This is a genomic window from Streptococcus sp. A25 (assembly GCF_043674095.1).
Classification (GTDB): Bacteria; Bacillota; Bacilli; order Lactobacillales; family Streptococcaceae; genus Streptococcus; species Streptococcus suis_V.
Genome location: NZ_JBIMJO010000005.1, coordinates 25159 through 48715 on the forward strand (window position 1 = coordinate 25159; position 23557 = coordinate 48715).

Here is a 23557-nt window from a genome sequence, read left to right on the forward strand (position 1 = left end):
TCACATCTATTGTAACGCTACAGGCTTTTTCTGTGTTGCCTAATGTCAAAATAGCGGATTACCTGAAAAAATGCTATAATACAAAGAACTGCAGTTAAATGGAGAGGTTTATGCAACACATTTTTATTATAGGTAGTCGTGGCTTGCCTGCAAAATATGGTGGCTTTGAGACCTTCGTCCAGCAATTGGTCAGTCACCAAGAATCAAAAAATATACACTACCATGTGGCTTGCCTGTCAGACACCAGTCATCAGGAGCATTCGGCTTATTTGGGGGCGGATTGCTTTACCATCAATCCTCCTAAATTAGGTCCGGCCCGCGTTATCGCCTATGACATGATGGCCATTTCCTACGCTTTGCGCCTGGTCAAGGACCAGCAGATGCAGTCTCCGATTTTTTACATTTTGGGAAATACCATAGGTGGTTTCATAGCTCCATTTGCCAAGAAAATTAAAGATGTTGGCGGTGTTTTATTTGTCAATCCTGACGGTTTAGAATGGAAACGTTCCAAATGGCCTAAGCCTGTGCAAGCTTATCTGAAACATGCTGAGAAAGCGATGGCCAAGCAGGCCAATCTCATCATTGCAGATAATGAGGGGATTGAGGACTATATTCAATCAGCCTATCCGGGGACTAAGACTACATTTATCGCTTACGGGACTGATTTGAGTCAGACCAGTCTGACTAGCCAATCAGAGCAAGTACGGCAGGCTTTTGCCAACTGGTCCATCCGCGAAAAGGATTATTATTTGATTATTGGGCGTTTTGTTCCTGAAAATAATTACGCGACAGCTATCAAGGAGTTCATGAAGTCGAGCACCCAGCGTGATTTGGTTATCGTAGCCAATCATGAAGGCTCTGCCTATTTCCAAAAGCTAAAGGAAGAAACGGGCTTTGAGAGAGATGCGCGAATCAAGTTCATCGGGACGGTCTATGATCAGGATTTACTCAAGTATCTGCGGCAGGAATGTCGCGCTTATATTCATGGGCATGAAGTGGGTGGAACCAATCCAAGTCTTTTAGAGGCGCTAGCTCAAACTAATGAAAATCTTGTTTTAGGTGTGGAGTTCAATCGTAAAGTCGCACAAAATGGCGCTCGCTATTGGACCAAGGAAAGTGGAAATCTGACCCAACTAATCAACCAAATTGATGGACAAGCAGAAGCAGTGGAGCTAGGGCAGATTGCCAAAGAGCACATGCGAAAGGACTATACTTGGGAGAAAATTGTCCAACAATATGAGGAATTATTTTTACATGAACGTTAACATACTCATGTCGACCTACAATGGTCAGGAGTTTTTAGCGGAGCAAATCCGCTCTATTCAGGCGCAGACCTATACGGACTGGACGCTCTTGATACGAGATGATGGCTCTAAGGACAAGACACGCGACATTATCGCTGATTTTGCCCAGCAGGATAGCCGGATTCACTTTATCAATCCCGATAGCACTGAAAATCTGGGCGTCATTAAAAGCTTTCATGCCTTGGTGCAATACCAGAGGGCTGATGTGTATTTTTTCAGTGATCAGGATGATGTCTGGTTACCAGATAAACTACAGGTAACTTTGGAGACGGCTCAAGCCTATCCAGCAGACCAGCCACTCATGGTTTACACAGACTTAAAAGTGGTCAACCAAGACTTGCAGGTCATGAATGAAAGTATGATTCGCAGCCAGTCTCATCATGCCAATACCGAGCTGGTTCAAGAATTGACTGAAAATACAGTGACAGGCGGAACTAGTATGATTAACCACGCTCTGGCTGAACTGTGGACGGTGACAGACGACATTCTCATGCACGACTGGTATCTGGCCTTGCTGGCCACAGCATTTGGGCAATTAGTCTACGTTGACCAGCCGACGGAATTGTACCGCCAGCATGCTGAAAATGTCTTGGGAGCTAGAACCCTGTCCAAACGATTTAAAAAATGGATTCGGCCCCATGTACTTTTCTCCGTTTACTGGGACTTGATTCGCAATAGTCAAAAGCAAGCAAGTCATCTGCTGGCTCTGCCCTTGGCGCCAACCGATAGAAATCTGGTCGAGGCCTTTGTGACTATCATGGATAAGCCTATGCTAGAACGCTATCGGACTTTAAAAACACATGGATTGAGGAAAAACAAAGCCTTTCACACACTGGTATTTACCAGCCTCATCCTAACAAAATTTGCTTATAAGGAAAGAACATGAATTTATTCAACAAAGTAAACCAAATTCTTTTAAGGGAAATGGTCAAAACAGACTTTAAATTAAGATACCAAGGTTCTTTGATTGGCCATTTGTGGTCGATATTGAAGCCCTTTTTAATGTTTACTATCATGTATCTGGTTTTTGTCAGATTTTTGAAATTTGATGACGGAACGCCACACTATGCTGTAAGCTTGTTGCTCGGTATGGTAACTTGGAATTTCTTTACAGAAGCCACTAATATGGGGATGTTGTCCATTGCAGCGCGTGGGGATTTGTTGAGAAAAATAAATTTTCCTAAAGAAATTATTGTCATCTCATCCATTATTGGTGCTGCGATAAATTACGGTATCAATTTGGCCGTTGTTCTAATTTTTGCGTTAATCAATGGCGTGCAATTGGATGCGGGTGTTCTCATTCTCATTCCATCCTTTCTTGAGTTGGTTATTTTGACTTCAGGAATTGCCTTTATTCTTTCGAGTTTGTTTGTCAAATACCGAGACATGGGACCAATTTGGGAAGTTGTTTTACAAGCTGGAATGTATTCTACTCCGATTATTTATTCGATAACCTACATTCTTCAGCGTGGGCACATTGGCGTAGCCAAGTTGATGATGATGAATCCAGTTGCCCAGATTATCCAAGATTTGCGCCACCATATTGTTTATGATGGGGCAACAATTTCTTGGGATATTTACGAGGATAAATGGATGGTAGCTATTCCATATGTATTATCAGTAGTTGTGTTTATCATTGGCTATAGTATTTTTAAAAAGAATTCTAAGAAATTTGCGGAGATTTTATAATGTCTAACAAAGAGATTGCGCTGAAAGTCGAATCAGTCAGCAAGAGCTTTAAATTACCTACAGAAGCGACTCAAAGTTTAAGAACAACCTTAGTCAATTATTTTAGAGGGATAAAGGGTTATAAGGAGCAACATGTCTTAAAAGATATTTCTTTTGAAGTAGAAAAAGGAGATTTCTTTGGTATTGTTGGTCGGAATGGCTCTGGAAAGTCAACCCTGCTCAAAATTATTTCACAAATTTATACACCAGAAAAGGGCAATGTGAGTGTCAATGGAACCTTGATTCCTTTTATTGAGCTTGGCGTTGGTTTTAACCCTGAACTTACTGGTCGTGAAAATATTTATTTAAATGGCGCACTTCTAGGATTTTCACGTCCAGAGATTGACGAAATGTACGATGATATTGTCGCATTTGCAGAGCTAGAAGAGTTTATGGATCAAAAGCTGAAAAATTACTCTAGTGGTATGCAGGTCCGTCTGGCATTCTCCATAGCAATAAAAGCTGAAGGAGACATTTTAGTCCTGGATGAAGTGTTAGCGGTCGGAGACGAAGCTTTTCAGAGAAAGTGTTTTGATTATTTTGCTAAATTAAAGCGGGAGAAAAAAACAGTTATTCTTGTGACACATTCCATGGAGCAAGTTCAACGTTTTTGTAATAAAGCAATGTTGATTGACAAAGGGCATCATACAGTAGTTGGAACTCCGATGGAAATTTCTCGCCTATATAAAGAATTGAATGGATTTGAAGTTGTTACAGAAGCAGATAGAAAGACCTCTTTAGAAAAAATTAGTGTTGATGCACATTTTGAGAATAAGGATGACCAAGAATTGCTATTTAACTTTGATGTGACATTTGAACGAGTGATTGAGGATCCAGTTTTTACTTTCACCATTCATAAGGATAGCGGGGAACTATTATATAGATGGGTTTCTGATGAAGAAGTTGCAGGGAGCATTAATATATCTGCTAAGTTTGCTTCCATTTTATTTTCAATTCAAAATATTTTTCCAAATGGCAAGTTTATTACAGAATTTGGTGTGAAATCTAGAGATCGTTCTAAGGAATATGCAATGTTTAGTGGGATTGTCGATTTTGAGTTGATAAACAGGGGAAGTTCTGGGAATAACATTTATTGGAAACCGACAGTAGATGTAAAAATTCAATGATAAAGATGGTTAAAGGTATATAATATGTTTGAAGAAAAACGGTTTCTATTAACGCATATTTGGTTACGTGGTTTTGGTGGAGCTGAATTAAACATTTTAGAATTGGCAGAGTACTTACAACAAGAGGGAGCTATAGTTGAGGTTTTTACGTATTTATTCCTAGAACCTATGAGGTCCGAATTTGAAAAAAGAAATATAAAAGTAATTACGGATAGAGAACATGTATTTTCATTAGAAGATTATGATTTTATTATCTCATGTCAAAATATTTTGCCAAATTCAATAGTCAAGAGTTTTAGAGAACACCATAGTAAATTTCCTAAAATTTTATTTTTACACATGGCAGCGCTAAAAAGTCATGTCCTGGAGCAACCATTTGTTTTCGGATTAGAATCTAGATTATCTTCTGGTACGTTGGCAATTTCACAGGAAGTTGTTGATAAAAATTTAAGTAGATTTTTCAATGACATACCAAGATTATTTATGTATCAAAATCCAGTTCCAGTTGGTTATGCAGTGAATAGCTATTCTAATAATAGACCTTTAAAAAAAATATTGATTATTTCCAACCATCCCCCAAGTGAGCTGAAAGAATTACAGAGTTGGTTTGATGCTAGTGGCATAATAGTAGATTATGCGGGTGTTTGGAGTTCAAAATATGAATTAGCTTCGCCCGAAATGTTTTCGGAATATGATTGTATAATTGGTATTGGGAAAAATGTTCAATATTGTTTAGTTCTTGGAAAGCCAATATACGTATATGATCATTTTGCTGGTCCAGGTTTTCTAAATAGTAACAATTTTGAAAAAGCTGAATACCATAATTTTTCAGGGAGAGGATTTGAAGATAATCAAAAGAGTCCTCAGGAAATTTTTGAAGATATTATGGAGAACTATGATGATGCAAAGAAATTCTACACCGAGAACGTTGAGTTTTTTAGACAAAAATATCAACTGAGCAATGTATTACCACAGCTTATAGAACAGATAGAGAATGACAATAAGGAAATTCAATTATTTTCTGTTGAATACTCTAATTATGTTTTAGCAATGAATAATTTTATTGGGGATATTGTGGTCAGATTGGAAAATGATGTTAATAATTTATGGCAGGGAATCAGAGATTTTGAAGAGAGAGTCGATGATTTAAATCTACACATTCAATATTTGAATGAGATGATAGTATTGAAAGAGCAGGAAGTTGTAGAAAATCAATTACTGATTCAAGAATTAAGACTAATTTATGAGTCTAGGACATATAAGTTGGCAGTTTTTCTTCAGAAAATAAAAAATGGACTACTAAAAATAGTTAAGTGGAGATAGAGGATGAAAAGAATTATTAATTCTTATAAAAATGAAGGTGCGAGGGCTACTATACGTAAAATTAAGTCACGCTTATTGCATCCATCACAAGGGGGAAATCAAATTGTTAAAGTGGATATGAACAGTCTACCGCAGATGCCTCAATTTATTGATTTGGCTAAAGCTGATTATATCAATCATCCATATATTAGACCTGCTAAATTATCAAAAGATACTTTAAATATTGCTTGGGTATCGCCACCAGTTGGTCCCGGTGGTGGAGGTCATACGACGATTGCTCGATTTGTAAAGTATTTACAAAGTCAAGGGCATCACATCACTTTCTACATATACCACAATAATACGATTCCACAATCCTCCAAAGAAGCCAAGGATATTTTTTCGCGTTCGTATGGAATTGATGTAGATGTGGAAGATTTAGCTGATTTCTCTAATCAAGATGTGGTTTTCGCGACTAGTTGGGAGACCGCTTACGCAGTATTTAATCTCCAATCTGAAAATCTTCATAAATTTTATTTTGTACAAGACTTTGAACCCATATTCTTTGGTGTTGGTTCACGGTATATGCTGGCAGAAGCGACCTATAAATTTGGTTTTTACGGAGTGACAGCAGGTAAATGGTTGGTCGAAAAGGTTGGTCAGTATGGAATGCAGGCGGACTATTTTGACTTCGGTGCAGATATCGATATCTATAAACCAAAAGCACCAATTTCCAAGAAAAAGAAGATTGCCTTTTATGCGCGTGCTCATACCGAGCGTCGTGGATTTGAGCTTGGTGTTATGGCACTGAAGATTTTTAAAGAACGTCATCCAGAGTATGACATTGAGTTTTTTGGTCAAGATATGTCAAATTATGATATTCCATTTGAATTCACCGATCGTGGCATTTTAAATAAAAATCAATTAGCAGAGATTTATCACGAAAGTATAGCCTGCTTGGTATTGTCCTTGACCAACGTCTCCCTCTTGCCATTGGAACTTCTGGTTGCGGGATGTGTGCCCGTTATGAACGATGGCGATAATAACCGCATGGTGCTGGGAGATATTGAGGATATCCTCTATACGGAAGCTTATCCAGTTGCTTTGGCAGAAAAATTATGTCAAGCGGTTGAGCGAAGTAATATTGATGAGCATGCTAATGAAATGAGTGAGAAATATACTGGCTTGTCATGGGATGAAAGTTATAAAAAAGTAGAAGCGATTATCCGTCGAGAGGTACTAAATGACTAATGGGCTAAAAGCTACAGTATTTATTCCTGTTTATAATGGTGAAAAGGATCACCTGGAAGAAACCCTATCAGCTTTATATAGACAACAAACGAATTTTGAGTGGGATGTGTTGATGACTGACTCAGGTTCCTCAGATAATTCGGTAGCGATTATAGAGCGATTTGCGGAACAATACGGAAATTTACGGCTTATTCATCTAAAAAAAGAAGATTATTCTCACGGTGGCACTCGCCAAATGGCTGCTGAAATGGCCCAGGGAGAGTACATGGTTTATCTCAGTCAAGATGCTGTGCCTCACAATGAACATTGGCTCTCAGAAATGGTTGCACCATTTGAAATTACTGACAAGATTGTTGCGGTGCTTGGGAGACAAAAACCGCGGCATTATTGTTTCCCTGCCATGAAGTATGATATCAATGCAGTCTTTGGTGAACAAGGTGCAGAAGATGCAATCACCATATGGCAACGGAAGGACCCAGCACATCAGGGTCAGTACACAAAAGAATCCTTCTATAGCGATGTTTGTTCTGCTGCTCCACGAAAATTTTTGGTTGAAACAATCGGTTATAGGGATGTTGCCTATTCGGAAGATTACGAGTATGGCAAAGATGTCCTCGATGCAGGTTATTTCAAGGCCTACAATGGTCGAGCTGTGGTTGAACACTCTAACGATGTTCGACTATCAGAATACAGAAAGCGCATCTTTGACGAAACCTATAATGTTCGTATAAATAGTGGCATTACTACTAAAGTGTCTATCTTGTCCCTAGTGAAAAACAGTTTAAAAGCCAGTATTAAAGATAGTCTAAGAATAGTAAGTGATAGGGATTATAATTGGAAGAGAAAGCTATATTGGCTAGCCATCAACCCACTCTTTCATATTGAAAAATGGAGAGGGATTCGACTGGCAAATAAAATCGAATTAGGGACGGATATCAAGAACTATTCGTTGGAAAAAGGGGAGTAATTATTTTGCAAAGTACTACTATAATAGTGCAATGTTTTATTGATGGTTGAATCTTTTAGAAAATGAGGAATAATATAGTAAAAATGAAAGAAATTGTAGAAAAAATAAAGTTAAGAAAATATTTTGCTATTTTGATTCTAGTAGTGGCCACTTTGATAATTAGTTTCTATACTGTTAGCGAGTATACAATTGATTTTAGATTAATTGGGCAAGCAATTGCCACGTATAGATATACCTTTATCATTGCTTCAAGTATATCTTTGTTTATTTTATCTATAGGATTATCAAAGCACGTAAACAGAACTTTTCTATTACGGTTACTAGCTTCATATGTCTTATACTTATTTATCTCTTATTTGTTGTTATTTACTAGAAATTTAAACAATGAATCTTTCTATATTTTCGGTTTTCAGGATAATAATTTCTTTGAAATTGGTGGTTGGAAAGTTGTTGTTAGCATAATAGGTCTAGCTTATATCGCCCAATTTATTTCAAAACGCTGTCGTTCGTTGCAAGAGATTGGTGATTTTTTCTCAGATAAATACATTTCCGATATATTATTGGCACTGCTTACGTCACTTATAGTGACATATGATAGTAAACTGTTGGAAAATATAAGGCAGTTCTTGTATTTAGATGACTATGAACAATTTAATAATTTCTTAGTCTCAATAGCTTATAAAGTTCCAACCATTGTCTTTACAGTTACGCTGATTGCTTTTTCGTTTTGGAATGCATTTGATGAGATTAGAAAAAATAAATCTTCAGTTTCCTTAGCTTTTATTAGTAGCCTATTTTTTGCTTTGATTTTTAATTTCTCAATACAATTTGGTATAAGAGCGGATGAAGATTATTTAGGAGAATTTATTTTTCCAGGTGCAACTTTATTTCAAATTATAATGTTAGCCTTAATTTTTTTGATTGTTTATTCAATTTTTAATAGATATTGGGCGTCTACTCTTTTAATCTTATTTTCAGGAATAGCGATTTCAATTGCTAATTTCCTAAAATTTAACTTGAGAAATGAACCCTTACTATTAGTTGATTTCTCAATGGCGACAGAGTTAGATTTGATATTTAGTTTCTTAGATGCAAAATTATTTTTTATGACGATCTTGTTGCTGGCTTTCTTTATTGTAGTTTATTATGTATTAAATAAAAGATTTCTCAAAGGAGCGATTGTAACTTCTATTAAAAAGAGGATATTTTGGTTTATTTCTGTATTCTCTATTTTTAGTGGAATTATAACAATATTCTATAAGCAAGATGGAGGATTAATACCAAATAATATTCCAGTTCTATCTAGATTAAATAATACCAGGAATATAGCATTTACTGGACATGTAGGAAGTGCTCGATATCAGTCATTGATGTATGTATGGATAAAACAGTTAACAAAACCAGTGATGGATAAACCGGAGAACTACAATAGAGCTACTATTGAGGGACTGGTTGAGAAATACACAAACCGAGCAACGGAAATTAATAAAACTAGGGATAAAAATATTTCTGACGAGACTTTGATTTTTATTTTGAGCGAAGGATTGTCCAACCCAAATAGGGTCAAGGGTGTGCAACTAAGTGAAAATATCTTAAAAAATATTGATGAGATTAAATCTAAAACAACCAGTGGGCTAATGAAATCGGATGCCTATGGTGGAGGTACTGCTAATGTTGAAATTCAGACATTGCTTGGATTACCTTTTTATAATTTGTCTTCCTCTGTATCTATTTATAATGTTGAAGTAGTTCCAAAAATGAAAAAATTACCTTCTATTGGCGATAGCTATCTATCTGATAATAGATTTGTGATACATTTAGGACAAACACAACTATATTCTCGAGCAGATGTATATAAGCGATTAAAATTTGATAACTTTGTTGCAGATGACAAAAATGCTTTGCCACCAACTATAAATGAAAAATATGGTGGTTTCCCTAGTGATGCTTCTACTTACCAGAATATTCTCGATAAAATTGATACCAAGGAAAGTCAATTTTTTTCTGTTATAACTTATCAAAATCATATTCCTTGGATGATGGATAAACCTCAGTCTATTTATGGTACGGGTGAGGGATTTACAGAATTAGAAAATGCAAGGTTGACGAATTATGCTCGGTTGGTAAATGAAACGGACATTGTCACAAAAGAATTTTTACAAAAACTTTCGAAAGTTGATAAAAAAATAACGGTTGTATTTTACGGAGACCATCTTCCGGGATTTTACCCTTCATCTGCATTTGAGAATAAGCCAGAGAGTCAATATCTGACAGATTACTTTATTTGGAGTAATCACGACACTAAAAAGGTCGATTTCCCGATACTCAATTCAAGTGATTTCCCTGCAGCTGTGTTGGCACATACGAATTCAAAAGTATCTCCATATTATGCGCTACTTACGGATGTTTTAGAGAATGCGAGTGTTGATAAGAGTGATCTTTCACAGTCCCAAAAAGAAATTTTAGAAGATCTAAAATTAATTCAGTATGATATAACTGCTGGAAAATTTTACTTAAAAGACTATAATGGTTTTTTTAGTATTAATTAAAGGAGAGTTGATTGAACAAGAAAAATTTTTATGATACGGGTAAAAAGATTTTTAAAAGTCGGTATCTATTTTTATTGATTTATTCGGCAGTATTTACATTGGTTTCATTTGTATCTGCAAATGTATCAAGTATCATATACGACTACCCTTTTCATTTAGGAAGGATAGTCGGATTGGCACATTCGCTTACTAATAAGGATTTATTGCCGAATTTAAACTATCTGTTTCTGTATGGATCGGGATATGGGCTTCCAATGTTTTATGGAAACTGGATGCTATACTTTCCGGCCTTAGTTTTTCTTAAAACTAAAGTTGCGACATTTGCATTTTCAGCATTTGTAGGACAGTTGACACTTCTAACAGTTTGGTCGACATATTATGTGTTGGAGAAGATGACAGCTGATAAATCGCGTTCCATTTTTGGAGCAATCGCTGTCTCATGCTCTGTTACATATTTCGGATTTGGTATGACAGCAGTTGTGCCCTTGATTCCATTATTACTTTACGCAATCTATAAAGTTCTTTATAAAAATCAGAATAATCCTATATTATTAGCAGTAGTGATTTCATTACTGGTGCAGACACACATTATTTCAACAATTGTACTTGCGATATTTTCTGCCATACTGGTAATATTTAATGTGAGACGGTTAAGTTTTACAAAACTAATGTCATTTTTTAGTTCGGTAATAGTATCTATTTTCCTGTTGAGTGGATTTATTTTACAGTATCTTGAACAAAATAGTTCCCAAACATTTTTTGTTAGTTGGAAACTTCGTGATTTTCCATTTCCTTCAGATGCTCTAATGGCTCCAGGAAGTATAATTTCCATACTATCGAACTATTATTGGCCAATTATTTTTATATTCTTAATATTAAGTGTATTTTGTTTTAAATATTTTGATACTTATTCAAGGCAGTTAATTGGTACAGTCATCATAATGTTTATTTTCTCATCAAACATTTTGCCATGGGGGATGCTACGCCAGACATTTTTATCAGTTTTCCAATATACGGAAAGATTGATTTATCTATTGCCAGTCTTTGTTTTAATGGCGATTATGAAAACTGCACCCCAAAAAATAGTTTTATTGGTGACAGTTTTGCAAGTGGGTATCTATCTTTATAGTTTTCCAATGAAATTTACATTTGATACTATTCCATATTCTGAACGGGGATACAAAGATAATGCAAAAAAGATAATGGATAATACTAATAGAGATGCCTATAATGCATTCTATAGTTCAACAGAAAAAACATATGATACCTCAGGCGATGAATATTTAAATATTGACATTGTACACGACAATATTAGGAATGGTACAATTAAGTTATTTGAATTTGACTCAGAGAAAGTTCAGATTACAAATATTCAGCATGGATACAATAGGCTGGATTTCGATATTGAATTATTAGAAGGTATAGGGGAGCAATTCGTAGTTATTCCTAGAATCTGGTACAAAGGCTATATTGCAAATTATTCACAGGGAGCGAACGGTACCCAACCGGAGCTTTCTTATGTAAAGAAATCATATTCAGAGGTTGCAGAAGCGGAGGCTCTGGGGAAGCCGGAAGCCACACATAAAGTTCTTTATGATGGTAGGGCTGTAATAAACGTTTCATCTAGTGGGCATGTTTCTATTCAATATAAAAAAACTACTGTACAATGGATTGGCTATGCAATCCAGATTCTATCCAGTCTTGCCATATTCTTTTATAGTTTAACCAATAAGAAGAGGTATAGAATTCATGAAAAAACTGACAATCATCATTCCTTGTTACAACGAGGAAGAAACAATCCGTCCATTTCTAGCAGCTACCCAAGAAGTTGAAAAAGAATTGTCTAATGAGCTAATTTTTGAATATTTATTTGTTAATGATGGCTCTAAGGATGCGACTCTAAGAATCCTCAGAGAGGTTTCAAAGGATTTCGACAATGTTCATTATCTTTCTTTTTCGAGAAATTTTGGGAAAGAAGCAGGCCTTTTGGCTGGCTTAGAACACGCCAAGGGAGATTTCATTACGGTGATGGATGTGGACTTACAAGATCCGCCAGAATTACTCATCCAAATGTATGAGAAAATAAAGGGTGGTTGTGACGTTGTGGGAACTCGTCGTGCAGATCGCTCAGGTGAACCACCGATTCGCTCCTTTTTCTCGAAATTATTCTATAAATTAATTAATAAAGTTTCGAATACAGAGATGATCGATGGAGCCAGAGACTTTCGTCTGATGACAAGACAGGTAGTTGATAGTATCTTAGAACTTCAAGAAGTCAACCGTTTTTCAAAAGGATTATTTTCCTGGGTAGGGTTTGAAGTAGACTATATCAGTTATGAGAACAGGGAAAGAATCGCTGGTGAAACGTCATGGAGTTTTTGGAGTTTATTAAATTATTCTTTGGAGGGATTCATTAATTTTTCGGAGGCACCTTTAAATTTATCAGTCTGGGCTGGAATATCATCGTTCTTAATGTCGATTTTGGGTATTTTATTTGTTGTCGTTCGCAAAGTCACTATTGGTGGCAGTATCACAGGTTGGGCAAGCACCGTTTCAATTATATTATTTATTGGTGGAATTCAACTGTTAGCTATTGGGATAATAGGAAAATATATTGCAAAAATATTTTTAGAAACAAAAAAACGTCCCATATATATTATCAAGGAACAAAATTTATAGTATTTGTTGTACCTGTCAAAAACTAGCTCTCTTAGGTAATTTCAAAGTATATGTAATGAGAAAGAACTATTATTATTTACTTTCTCATTTTTTACATTTTCTTCCATTTATGATAAAATAATTTTAGAAACTGCCAGTATTTTTCGAATTAAGTAAGTAGTAGAACTAAATTCGGAGGATACTGATTTGTCAAAACGCCGCCACAAGATTAATCCCTTAGCTGATATTGTTGCTAAGAAAATTTTTAGCGACCATGAGATTACCATTGATTTTATCGAAACTTTTCTGGGCTTTCGCCCCCAGTCTGTTGAGATTTTGAATGGTACTATCGCAGACCTCAAGCGCGAACGGAAGGGATTTTTCAGCACCACAGTGGATATTCTGGCTCTCATGGAGGACCAGACCCAGGTCATTATCGAGATTCAGGTGGCCTACCAGAAGAACTTCATCAAGCGGCTCTGGACCTATTCTTGCCAGCATTTGGTTAAGGATTTGCCCAATGTTCGCAAGAAGGTTTACAAGACCCACGATATGTATGAAAAAATCATGCCGGTCTATTCGATAGCGCTTGTTGCCAGCCGTTATTTTGATGACAATCGTCCCATTCATTCTTTTATCATTACGGACAGTCAGACGGGCGAAGTACTGGAACAGCCCTTCGGTGAAACTGGACAGTACAAGAAACCGTTTGAAATGGTGATTATCGAGCTGAAAAAGTTCCGTGACAGCATGCTGGACGACAAACAACGACTCTGGCTGGAGTTTTTCTCCAACCGAGGCTTTAGCCAACGACCGACACCTATTATTGATAAGGCCGAGCAGTTGCTCGACAGAAATGCAATGACCAAGGAGGAAATAGACATGATAGACCAATGGAATCGCAATGCATCTAACCATTTTTGGGAAATTCATTCAGGTATTACCCGCCATGAAGAGGCTGTTCGTGAGAAAGCCTTGAAAGAGGGGATTGAACTTGGTATTGAGCAAGGAATTGAACAAGGAATCGAACAAGGGCAATTGAGTATGATCGGTCGTATGTTACAGCAAGGTCGTAGTCCTATGCAGATAGCTGACTTCGTTGGTTTGGACTTGAGTTTGGTTCAAAAACTTACTCAACAGCTGTCTTGAGATTACCATGACCAAGGAGGAAGTAGACATGATAGACCAGTGGAGCCGCAACGCATCCAACCATTTTTGGGAAATTCATTCAGGTATCACCCGCCATGAGGAGGCCGTGCGTGAAAAGGCTTTGCAGGAGGGGATTGAGCAAGGAATCGAACAGGGAGTTATCATCCGTAATATGGAGATTGAACAAAACCTTTTATCTATGGGAGTCCCAGTTGACCAGATGTCTCAAGGAACAGGTCTGTCCGTTGCCGATATTTTGAACTTGGCGACGAGTCACAGTTAATCTGAGCTGGCCAGGTGTGTTTCTATTAATAACGTCATCCGTTCTGTAACACAATCGCAATCTCTTTGTAATAATTTCACATAATTTAAGGATTTTCCATAGGAAAATCCTCATTTTTGTGCTAAAATAGAAAAAGGAGGTATAAAATGATCCGACTATTTGGAAAATTAAGATACCATTGGCAACCGGATTTTGCGACCACGATGATCTATTGGTCCCTGTCCTTGGTTCCTCTCTTTCTAGGGCTATCCCTCATTTTGGAGAGAAGTCGCCAGGTATTTATCATTTTTCTCTTGCTGTTTGCGACGATTGTCTTAGCGATTTTAGGCAGTCATCGGTACTTTCTCATTGAAGATGAAAATCTATATATCGCATCAGCAAATCTATTTAAGAATAAAAAAATTGACATTGCTTCCATCAGCAAGGTCAAGGTCAATTATTTATCTATCAGTATCTGTAGGAGAAATGAAGCCGAGGAGCTAACATTCTGCATGAGGAAGTGGCCTAAGAAATACTTCATCAATGCCTTAGCCCTTCATCCCAAATTTCAAGGCGAAATAGAGCTTGTCGACCATTTGGTCAAGCAGGATTATTTTGAAGTCTATTATTCAGATGAAGCGAAATCACTCCGCAAGAATAGCCTTGGTGGGGCATGATTTTGCAGCCAGGAGAGCCTGATTATCAGCTGGAATGCTTGTTTCTAAAGCCTCAGTATGGCTAAAAATAACGATACCGTCATCATCATAGTCAAACAAGGGCGAGTAGGTCTGACATAGACCACAGGCGATACATTTTTCAGGAATCAGTCTAATATTCATAGAATAATTGTAAACATAATAGGAAAAAAATACAAGGAGAAGCTATCAATGTCACAAGAACCATGGAATGATGAACTTTTTGAAGAAGAATTGGAAGAAGTTGAGGATGAGCAAGTGTCAGTAAGTCGTAGAAATCGAAAAGTAGGTATGATGGCGAGTAGTCGCTTGTTTACTATTTTAGCTTCAATCTTTGTTTTCTTCCTTTTGGCCATTATCATTTTGGCTATTTACCTGTCTACAGGTGGCAGTAATACTGACTCGACAGAAGGTTTTTATAATGCTGAAAATGCCCAGGTTGCAACTTCGAGTTCATCTGAGCAAGATTCAAATGCTACTGAAACGACTGAGACTACAGAAGCAGCCACTGAGGAATCATCAACAGAGGCAAGCTCCGCTGCGGATTTGGTAGATCGTGGAGATGGTACAACCACAACTGTCCAACCTGGCGAAGGTCTTGCAAGTATTGCCAACCGAGCAGGGGTTTCTATGGCTGAGTTGGAACGCTTGAATCCAGAAAAAATGGTGGGACCTGGTGGTACTTGGTGGGCCAACCCAGGAGATGTAGTACGAATTAGATAAGAGGATTTATGAAATCAATTCAAATCGCCATCGATGGACCTGCTTCGAGCGGAAAGTCAACTGTGGCAAAAATTATTGCGAAAAATTTTGGCTATACCTATTTGGACACTGGAGCTATGTATCGTGCCGTTACACTGTTAGCTCTGGAAAATAAACTGACAGCTGACAAGGTTGACGATATTTTAGCTCTCTTGGCTCAGCATCCGATTTCATTCGGCCGTTCGGAAGACGGCCAGCAACTGGTGTTCCTCGGTCAACGGGATGTCAGTCTTGCCATTCGTGATAACGACGTGACCAACAATGTTTCTTGGGTGGCAGCATTGGCTCCTATTCGTGAAAGACTGGTCGAACTCCAGCAAGAAATTGCTCAGGCAGGTGGCATTGTCATGGATGGTCGTGATATTGGCACAGTTGTTTTGCCTCAGGCAGAGTTGAAAATTTTCCTGATTGCCTCTGTTGAAGAGCGGGCCCTTCGCCGTTTTAAGGAAAATAAGGCGCGTGGCATTGAGACGGATTTGGAAACCTTGAAAGAGGAGATTGCGGCCCGTGACTTGAAAGATAGTACACGAGCAGTTTCACCACTCAAAGCAGCAGAAGATGCCATTACCTTTGATACAACTGGTGTTTCTATTGAAGGTGTTGTGCAATTTATTTCAGAAAAAGCGAAAGAAATCCTTGACAAGTAGTGTAGGACATGATAGAATGGTCGTATTGAGAAAAGCAGAAGTGAGAGCTTCTCGCCTTGCGACTAACGTTGTCTGGCCCTACGGATTAAGATTTCTTCGGAAAGAATAATGGTGTAGTGCGGACTTGTGTAGCAAGTCCGTTTCGTTTTTCTCGAAAAAAATAAAATGAGGTGAAAAGCCATAGCAAAGCAAGATTTGTTCATCAATGATGAAATTCGAGTGCGTGAAGTTCGTCTTATCGGTCTTGAGGGTGAACAGTTGGGAATCAAACCGCTCAATGAGGCTCAGGCCATCGCTGATAGCGCAAACGTGGATTTAGTATTGATTCAACCGCAAGCTAAACCGCCAGTTGCTAAAATTATGGACTACGGTAAGTTCAAATTTGAGTATCAGAAGAAACAGAAAGAACAACGCAAGAAACAAAGTGTTGTCACTGTCAAAGAAGTGCGTCTAAGTCCAGTTATTGACAAAGGGGATTTCGAGACGAAACTTCGTAATGCCCGTAAATTCCTTGAAAAAGGAAATAAGGTCAAGGTTTCGATCCGTTTCAAGGGTCGTATGATTACCCACAAAGAAGTTGGCGCGAAAGTATTAGCTGAGTTCGCCGAAGCAACCCAAGATATTGCCATTATCGAACAACGCGCTAAGATGGACGGTCGTCAAATGTTTATGCAGTTGGCCCCAGCTTCAGATAAAAAATAAGCTTTTTACGCTAAAAGGAGAATTAAAATGCCAAAACAAAAAACTCACCGCGCATCAGCTAAACGTTTTAAACGTACAGGTTCTGGTGGATTGAAACGCTTCCGCGCTTATACTTCACACCGTTTCCACGGTAAAACTAAAAAACAACGTCGTCACCTTCGTAAAGCAGGTATGGTACATGCTGGTGACTTTAAGCGTATCAAGTCAATGCTTACACAAATGCGCTAATCTCGCATCAGTATTGCACAATTACTATTTGAATTATTTGGAGGAAAATTAAATGGCACGTGTTAAAGGTGGCGTTGTTTCTCGTAAACGCCGTAAACGTATTTTAAAATTAGCTAAAGGTTACTACGGTGCTAAGCACCTCTTGTTCCGCACTGCGAAAGAACAAGTAATGAACTCTTACTACTATGCATACCGTGACCGCCGTCAGAAAAAACGTGATTTCCGTAAATTGTGGATCACTCGTATCAATGCGGCAGCTCGTATGAACGGTTTGTCATACTCACAATTGATGCACGGTTTGAAATTGGCTGAAATTGAAGTGAACCGTAAAATGCTTGCAGATATCGCAGTAAACGATGCAGCAGGTTTCACAGCTCTTGCAGACGCTGCAAAAGCAAAACTTGGTAAGTAATTATCAGGAGGCTTCCTTTTGGAAGTCTTTTTGTGTTTTAGTTTCTTTTAAGTTACATCGTTTATACTAGAGAGGTCAAGCTAGGAGTATAAGAACCTGCCTTCACAGCTCAGAACCTGAGCTAAGGATATTTTTCTGCCACTCATTGGTAGAACCTACAGTCACAGGTTAAATTTTCATATTAGCTCTGATTTTAGCCCACTCGTCGTTAGAAATTTTTACAATACTCTAGTATTGTAAAAATTTCTGCCTAGATTGCTACAAAAATCAGAGCAAATCTGAAAACTTCCCCTTTGCGACTATAGGTTCTAGTTTTTCACGAAATACAGTCAGTATTCCATCTCAAGCGGCCTTGATTAGCAAGAAACTATCCCTTATCGAAATGTATCGCACTTGTAACTACAGGTTCTAACATCTATTCGTGACCTGCTGTATTTAATAGTAGGAATTGTTGCTAGTTTGGCTTTTTCTAAATAGAAATATGAATGTGAAGATGTTATAATGAGTAAAAAAGGAGACGATTTGATTAAAATATTGCTTGTTGAAGACGATGTAAGCCTATCTAATTCGGTGTTCGACTTTCTAGATGATTTTGCTGATGTTATGCAGGTTTTTGATGGCGATGAGGGCCTCTATGAGGCGGAATCAGGTGTCTATGATCTGATTCTCTTGGATCTGATGTTGCCAGAGAAGGATGGATTTCAGGTCTTAAAAGAAATCCGCGAAAAAGGAATTTCTACTCCGGTCCTGATTACGACGGCTAAAGAAAGCTTGGATGATAAGGGCCACGGTTTTGAATTGGGGGCGGATGATTACCTGACCAAGCCATTTTATCTAGAGGAGCTGAAGATGCGTATTCAGGCGCTTTTGAAGCGAGCTGGTAAATTCAATGATAATCAGCTAGAATTTGGCAATGTGACTGTTGATTTGTCTACCAATATGACCTATGTGGACGGCAGTGAAATTGAGTTACTAGGAAAAGAATTTGATTTACTGGTGTATTTCTTGCAAAACCAGAACGTTATTCTTCCTAAAACTCAAATTTTTGACCGTATTTGGGGCTTTGACAGCGATACGACCATCTCAGTAGTAGAGGTCTATGTTTCAAAAGTCCGAAAGAAATTAAAGGGAACGGTTTTCGCAGACCGCTTACAGACCTTGAGAAGTGTAGGGTATATTTTGAAAAATGATCAATAAGATGAGAAAGCTCACCAAGTCGGACAATTTTTCCTACTTTATCCGCTATTTTGCCGTATTTACGCTGATTTTCATATTCATGACGGCCATTATTTTTCAACTGATGCGGTCTACCATGTATCGTAGTACAGATATCAAGTTTGACAAAATCAAGCAACATCCTGACTTGGTTTTGAATTTTGCGGCAGCTAGGATGCTGAATCCAGATTCGGAAATTATTCTTCAGCACGAGAGCAATCAAGGTAATGCGAGTGCAAATACTCTCCCAGATGATACTGATGGTGGTCCCGGTGAGCCCATTCGTTTGGGAACCAATTTCCACGTACTCTTGTATAATTCTGCGGGTGAGCTAGTCAATTCTGATGTCTTCAGTGGTTTGTCTGAATTGGCTTTTGATAAGGAAAGTTTGAAAAATGTAAAGGAAGTCAGCGTCGAAGGGCCATTTGGTGACGATGATTTCCGTTATACCACCCTGGAGTTGCCGAGTGAGGTAACGGAAAAATATTCGACGCTAGACTTGAAATACGCGACTATCTGTGTCAATGTCAGTCAGATTAAAATGTCTATTCAGACCTATGAGCGAACAGTGGCGATTGTCATGGTCTCCTTCTGGTTTATTTCGCTGTTTGCCAGTCTTTATTTAGCTCAACTCAGTATGCGGCCAATTTTGCTGAGCTATCAAAAGCAGAAGGATTTTGTGGAGAATGCTAGTCATGAGCTCAGGACACCACTGACTGTCCTACAGAATCGCCTAGAGGGGCTCTTCCGTCATCCCAATGCGACCATCATTGAATCCAGTGAAAGCATTGCCTCCAGTCTTGATGAAGTGCGGAATATGCGGATTTTAACCAGTAATTTGCTGAGTCTGGCTCGGCGAGATGATGGTTTCCATATTGTGATGGATGATTTGAATCCACAATATCTCGAGGAAATCTTTGACAATTTTAACATTATAGCTGAAGAGAGTGGCAAGGATTTACTTGTTACGAATCATATTAAGCAGCCTATTCGGACAGATAAGGCCCTGCTAAAACAACTCCTGACTATTATTTTTGATAATGCATTGAAATATACAGGAGACGATGGACAAATTAGCATTCAGGCAAGAGTAAAGGATAAATTTGCGTACTTTACAGTTGCGGACAATGGAATAGGAATTAGTCAGGATGATAAGACCAAGGTCTTCGATCGTTTTTATCGGGTAGATAAGGCTAGAACGCGACAAAAAGGTGGTTTTGGACTCGGCTTGTCCTTGGCTAAACAGATTAGTGATTCCTTGAAGGGGGAAATTTCAATTCGTGATAACCAGCCAACAGGAACTATTTTTGAAATCAAGATACCGAGATAGGATTGGCAGCGCCAGTCCTATTTTTAAAATAAAAAAAGAAGTCTTGACGACTTCGATTTTATTACGCAAGTTTTGCTGCAAGACGTGCTTTGTCGCGGCTTGCTTTGTTTTTGTGAATCAAACCTTTAGTTTCTGCCTTATCGATTGCTGAGCTAGCAGCGCGGTAAAGCTCTTCAGATGGGTTAGCTTCAAATGCTTTGATTGCAGTACGCATAGCTGATTTTTGTGCTGAGTTTTTAGCGTTTTGTTTAACGTTCAATTCAGCGCGTTTGATAGCTGACTTAATGTTTGCCAATGGTTTCACCTCCACCCTTTCTTGTACTAACCATACCATTATATCTGAAAAGACTGGTTTTGACAAGTGTTATTTATTTTTTTAGATAAATTTTATCAATTTCATGGTTTTCAGCCTTGTGCAAGATAATATCCGCCCGATTGCGCGTCGGCTCGATGTATTTTTCGAGGTTGGCAAGGTTGATATTTTTCCAAGTATTTTGAGCGACTGCGATGATTTCTGGATAGGTGAGCCGGGTGTAGCGATGGTAGTAGTTGCTAGAGTCATTTTTTGCAAGCTTCAGCAATTTTTGGAAGCGTTCTAAGTACCAGGTTTCGATATTCTCCACCTCGGCATCCACATAGATAGACACATCAAAATAATCGCTGACATAGAGTCGCTGGTTTTGAGGGTTCTGGAAGACATTGATTCCCTCGACAATTAGAAAATCAGGGACCTGAATTTTTTGACTTTTATCAGGGACAATATCGTAGGTTTCGTGAGAATAGACAGGAATTTCACAATTGATACCATTTTTGATATTGTCTAAGAATCCAATCAGTTTTTCCATATCATAAGACTCAGGAAAGCCTTTTTTGTCCAATAGATTCATTTCCTCTAGGGTAGCATTGGGGTAAAGAAAACCGTCGGTAGTAACCAGTTCTACAGTTGAATGCTTGAAAGTGCGGGCAATCAAAATCTGGAGCAAGCGACTGGTAGTGGATTTACCAACAGCAACACTTCCGGAAATACCGATGATAAATGGTTGAGACTTAATGGATTTCTGGAGGAAGAGACTCTTTGTAAAGGTTAAATCTTTTCTGGCCTTGCGATAGATGTGAATGAGGTTGACCAAGGGGAGGTAGACGTCTGATACCTCACGAAGTTGGATCTTATCATTGAAACTTTTGATGGAATTGAGTTCACTCTGAGTCAAGGGGATGGTGGTTTTACCGTGAAGTTGCTGCCAGGTGGAGCGATCGATTTCTTCAAAATTTAAAAATTCATGTTTCATTTTTTGTTTTCCATATCTAGTAATTATTTCTTGTCATTTATTTTAACATATCTTTTCAGGTAAGTAAAACCTCTTGAAAACGTTTTTAGGAAATGTTATAATAAAGATATGTCAGAGATGTATTACGAAAAAAATCCCAGTACAGCACATGATATTCATGAACTCCGTGTCCGTTTATTAGATACCTACATGACATTCTTGACAGATGCAGGTGTATTTAGTAAGAAAATGGTTGATTATGGAAGTCAGGTGCTTTTACAATCCCTAGAATTAGAAACTGGGAAGACCCTCTTGGATGTTGGCTGTGGCTATGGTCCACTTGGATTAACCTTGGCAAAGGTCTTTAATGTTGATGTGACCTTGATTGATATCAATAGCAGAGCGCTAGAGTTGGCTGAAAAAAATGCTGAGAAAAACGGTGTTCCAGCAACTATCTTCCAGTCAAATATCTATGAAAATGTCAGCGGAAATTTTGATTATATTATCTCCAATCCACCTATCCGTGCTGGCAAGGCGGTGGTGCACGAAGTTATTTCAGGTGCCCATGCATACTTAGTGGATGGTGGAAGCTTGACCATTGTGATCCAAAAGAAACAGGGCGCACCAAGTGCCAAGACCAGGATGGAAGAAGTGTTTGGCAATTGTCAAATAAAGAAAAAGGATAAGGGATACTATATTTTAGAAAGTGTGAAAGAATGAGAGCAGTTGATTTAATTCAGAAAAAACGAGATGGTTTGGAATTGTCTTCTGAGGAAATTAAATGGTTGATTGAGGGCTACGTGGCTGGAACAGTGCCTGACTACCAAATGTCAGCCCTGGCGATGGCCATTTACTTTAAAGGCATGTCAACGCGAGAGATTTCTGATTTAACTATGAATATGGTGGCATCAGGTGACCAGATTGACTTATCTGCTATTCCTGGTATCAAGGTAGACAAGCACTCGACTGGTGGTGTGGGTGACAAGGTAACCTTGATTTTAGCTCCTTTGGTAGCTAGTTTTGAAGTGCCAGTTGCCAAGATGAGCGGACGCGGTTTGGGTCACACAGGTGGCACTTTGGACAAATTGGAGTCCATTAAAGGGTATCAGATTGAGGTGACTCAGGAAGACTTTATCAAGCAGGTTCAGGAGACGGGAGTTGCGGTTATTGGCCAATCAGATAATTTGGTCAAGGCTGATAAGTTGCTTTATGCTCTGCGCGATGTGACAGCGACGGTGGACATTATTCCCCTGATTGCAAGCTCGGTTATGTCTAAAAAGATTGCGGCTGGTGCAGATGCCATTCTCCTTGATGTCACGGTGGGCGAAGGTGCCTTCATGAAGACAGTAGAAGAGGCGCGTGTGCTGGCTCAGACCATGGTGGACCTTGGTAAGGCTGTCGGACGTAAGACTATTGCAGTTTTGACAAATATGTCTCAGCCGGTGGGAACCAGCATTGGTAATCGCCTGGAAATCCTTGAGGCCTTGGAAATTTTACAAGGCAAGGGTAGGGAAGACGTGACAGAGTTTATCTGTGAATTGGCTCAAATCATGTTGGGACTTGCTGATGTTGAAAAGACGGTTGCGGAAGTTCGTCAGCATATTGAAAATGGAGCTGCCCTTAAGAAATTTGAGGAAATGGTTCAGGCTCAAGGAGGCGATTTAGAAGACCTCTACCGTCCGGCAGATGTTTCCCACAAGGTGGACGTATTGGCAGAGCGAGATGGCTATATTGTTGGTTTGCCAGCTCTAGAATTTGGTCTATTTGCCATGAAACTAGGAGCAGGTCGAGCGGTAAAAACAGATGAACTGGACTATGAGACTGGTATTGTTTTCCACAAAAAAGTGGGGGATGCAGTCGAAAAAGGTCAGCCGATTGCAACCATCTATGCAAATGAAAATATTTCGGAAAATATGCTTACAAATTTCCAAAAAAATGTTAAAATAGATGATGTAAGTGTAAATACGAAGGAAATCATTGAAATCATTTCTTAATGTACGG

25 protein-coding genes and 1 other annotated feature are annotated in these 23557 nt (G+C 38.4%); of the genes, 22 read left to right on the forward strand and 3 right to left on the reverse strand.

Translation table 11 applies throughout. The features are described 5' to 3' along the window. Window positions 1-110: 110 nt before the first annotated feature. From cps2T to ACHBID_RS03200, 13 genes are all read left to right on the forward strand, one after another. Window positions 111-1265 (forward strand): beta 1-4 rhamnosyltransferase Cps2T, encoded by a 1155-nt coding sequence (gene cps2T, locus ACHBID_RS03140; protein ID WP_394731518.1) that lies wholly within the window; start codon window positions 111-113, stop codon window positions 1263-1265. Next, window positions 1255-2190, forward strand: a complete 936-nt coding sequence (locus tag ACHBID_RS03145; RefSeq protein ID WP_394731517.1) for a glycosyltransferase family 2 protein — start codon at window positions 1255-1257, stop codon at window positions 2188-2190. Before cps2T ends, ACHBID_RS03145 begins: the two co-directional genes overlap by 11 nt. Next, window positions 2187-2993 (forward strand): ABC transporter permease, encoded by an 807-nt coding sequence (locus ACHBID_RS03150; protein ID WP_394731516.1) that lies wholly within the window; start codon window positions 2187-2189, stop codon window positions 2991-2993. Before ACHBID_RS03145 ends, ACHBID_RS03150 begins: the two co-directional genes overlap by 4 nt. Next, the gene (locus tag ACHBID_RS03155) at window positions 2993-4159 is read left to right on the forward strand and encodes an ABC transporter ATP-binding protein (RefSeq protein WP_172063155.1); all 1167 of its coding nucleotides are present in this window, start codon (window positions 2993-2995) and stop codon (window positions 4157-4159) included. Before ACHBID_RS03150 ends, ACHBID_RS03155 begins: the two co-directional genes overlap by 1 nt. 24 nt (window positions 4160-4183) lie before the next feature. Beyond that, window positions 4184-5482: a glycosyltransferase gene (locus ACHBID_RS03160; protein WP_172063157.1), complete on the forward strand. Its 1299-nt coding sequence runs from the start codon at window positions 4184-4186 to the stop codon at window positions 5480-5482. 3 nt (window positions 5483-5485) lie between these two features. After that, window positions 5486-6712, forward strand: a complete 1227-nt coding sequence (locus ACHBID_RS03165; protein WP_394731515.1) for a glycosyltransferase family 1 protein — start codon at window positions 5486-5488, stop codon at window positions 6710-6712. Beyond that, on the forward strand, window positions 6705-7679 hold the full coding sequence (locus ACHBID_RS03170; protein ID WP_394731514.1) for a glycosyltransferase family 2 protein: 975 nt from the start codon (window positions 6705-6707) through the stop codon (window positions 7677-7679). The genes ACHBID_RS03165 and ACHBID_RS03170 overlap by 8 nt, the downstream gene beginning before the upstream one ends. 83 nt (window positions 7680-7762) lie before the next feature. Next, entirely contained in the window at window positions 7763-10228 is a 2466-nt protein-coding gene (locus ACHBID_RS03175) for an LTA synthase family protein (protein WP_257104289.1), read from the forward strand. An 11-nt stretch (window positions 10229-10239) separates the two neighbouring features. After that, window positions 10240-12060: a hypothetical protein gene (locus ACHBID_RS03180; RefSeq protein WP_394731513.1), complete on the forward strand. Its 1821-nt coding sequence runs from the start codon at window positions 10240-10242 to the stop codon at window positions 12058-12060. After that, complete coding sequence (locus ACHBID_RS03185) at window positions 11978-12907, forward strand: glycosyltransferase family 2 protein (RefSeq protein WP_394731512.1); 930 nt, start codon at window positions 11978-11980, stop codon at window positions 12905-12907. The genes ACHBID_RS03180 and ACHBID_RS03185 overlap by 83 nt, the downstream gene beginning before the upstream one ends. Before the next feature lie 186 nt (window positions 12908-13093). After that, entirely contained in the window at window positions 13094-14035 is a 942-nt protein-coding gene (locus tag ACHBID_RS03190) for an Rpn family recombination-promoting nuclease/putative transposase (RefSeq protein WP_105161123.1), read from the forward strand. Between the two features lie 28 nt (window positions 14036-14063). Continuing rightward, the gene (locus ACHBID_RS03195; protein ID WP_170239173.1) at window positions 14064-14318 is read left to right on the forward strand and encodes a hypothetical protein; all 255 of its coding nucleotides are present in this window, start codon (window positions 14064-14066) and stop codon (window positions 14316-14318) included. Window positions 14319-14464: 146 nt separating this feature from the next. Further along, window positions 14465-14974 (forward strand): EbsA family protein, encoded by a 510-nt coding sequence (locus ACHBID_RS03200; protein ID WP_172063169.1) that lies wholly within the window; start codon window positions 14465-14467, stop codon window positions 14972-14974. Here the strand turns inward: ACHBID_RS03200 and ACHBID_RS03205 are convergent. Next, window positions 14942-15136, reverse strand: a complete 195-nt coding sequence (locus ACHBID_RS03205) for a ferredoxin (protein ID WP_105110914.1) — start codon at window positions 15134-15136, stop codon at window positions 14942-14944. The genes ACHBID_RS03200 and ACHBID_RS03205 overlap by 33 nt on opposite strands. A 48-nt stretch (window positions 15137-15184) precedes the next feature. Between ACHBID_RS03205 and ACHBID_RS03210 the strand changes: the two genes are divergently transcribed. The 7 genes from ACHBID_RS03210 to ACHBID_RS03240 all read left to right on the forward strand — a co-directional run bounded on the left by ACHBID_RS03210 (window position 15185) and on the right by ACHBID_RS03240 (window position 20288). Next, on the forward strand, window positions 15185-15715 hold the full coding sequence (locus ACHBID_RS03210) for an SAG1386/EF1546 family surface-associated protein (protein ID WP_105138224.1): 531 nt from the start codon (window positions 15185-15187) through the stop codon (window positions 15713-15715). 8 nt (window positions 15716-15723) lie between these two features. Continuing rightward, entirely contained in the window at window positions 15724-16401 is a 678-nt protein-coding gene (gene cmk / locus ACHBID_RS03215) for a (d)CMP kinase (protein WP_125265821.1), read from the forward strand. A 26-nt stretch (window positions 16402-16427) separates the two neighbouring features. Then, window positions 16428-16556, forward strand: a sequence feature (ribosomal protein L20 leader region). A 40-nt stretch (window positions 16557-16596) separates the two neighbouring features. After that, complete coding sequence (infC, locus tag ACHBID_RS03220; RefSeq protein WP_394718070.1) at window positions 16597-17103, forward strand: translation initiation factor IF-3; 507 nt, start codon at window positions 16597-16599, stop codon at window positions 17101-17103. 27 nt (window positions 17104-17130) lie between these two features. Then, window positions 17131-17331 carry a 50S ribosomal protein L35 gene (gene rpmI / locus ACHBID_RS03225; protein WP_024375714.1) on the forward strand — a complete coding sequence of 67 codons (201 nt, stop codon included), beginning with the start codon at window positions 17131-17133 and terminating at the stop codon, window positions 17329-17331. A 52-nt stretch (window positions 17332-17383) separates the two neighbouring features. Next, window positions 17384-17743, forward strand: coding sequence for a 50S ribosomal protein L20 (rplT, locus tag ACHBID_RS03230; RefSeq protein WP_105110910.1), 360 nt, complete (start codon window positions 17384-17386; stop codon window positions 17741-17743). Window positions 17744-18265: 522 nt separating this feature from the next. Beyond that, on the forward strand, window positions 18266-18940 hold the full coding sequence (locus ACHBID_RS03235; protein WP_105110909.1) for a response regulator transcription factor: 675 nt from the start codon (window positions 18266-18268) through the stop codon (window positions 18938-18940). Next, window positions 18930-20288 (forward strand): sensor histidine kinase, encoded by a 1359-nt coding sequence (locus ACHBID_RS03240; protein ID WP_394731511.1) that lies wholly within the window; start codon window positions 18930-18932, stop codon window positions 20286-20288. Before ACHBID_RS03235 ends, ACHBID_RS03240 begins: the two co-directional genes overlap by 11 nt. Window positions 20289-20349: 61 nt before the next feature. Here the strand turns inward: ACHBID_RS03240 and rpsT are convergent, their stop codons facing one another. Beyond that, window positions 20350-20598: a 30S ribosomal protein S20 gene (rpsT, locus tag ACHBID_RS03245; protein ID WP_170239180.1), complete on the reverse strand. Its 249-nt coding sequence runs from the start codon at window positions 20596-20598 to the stop codon at window positions 20350-20352. A gap of 58 nt (window positions 20599-20656) precedes the next feature. Then, window positions 20657-21577, reverse strand: a complete 921-nt coding sequence (gene coaA / locus ACHBID_RS03250; protein ID WP_394731510.1) for a type I pantothenate kinase — start codon at window positions 21575-21577, stop codon at window positions 20657-20659. Window positions 21578-21685: 108 nt separating this feature from the next. Between coaA and ACHBID_RS03255 the strand changes: the two genes are divergently transcribed. Together ACHBID_RS03255 and ACHBID_RS03260 are read left to right on the forward strand one after the other, a co-directional pair. Further along, window positions 21686-22276 (forward strand): methyltransferase, encoded by a 591-nt coding sequence (locus ACHBID_RS03255; protein WP_172059339.1) that lies wholly within the window; start codon window positions 21686-21688, stop codon window positions 22274-22276. Further along, window positions 22273-23550 (forward strand): pyrimidine-nucleoside phosphorylase, encoded by a 1278-nt coding sequence (locus ACHBID_RS03260; RefSeq protein ID WP_257117886.1) that lies wholly within the window; start codon window positions 22273-22275, stop codon window positions 23548-23550. Before ACHBID_RS03255 ends, ACHBID_RS03260 begins: the two co-directional genes overlap by 4 nt. Window positions 23551-23557: the final 7 nt, after the last annotated feature.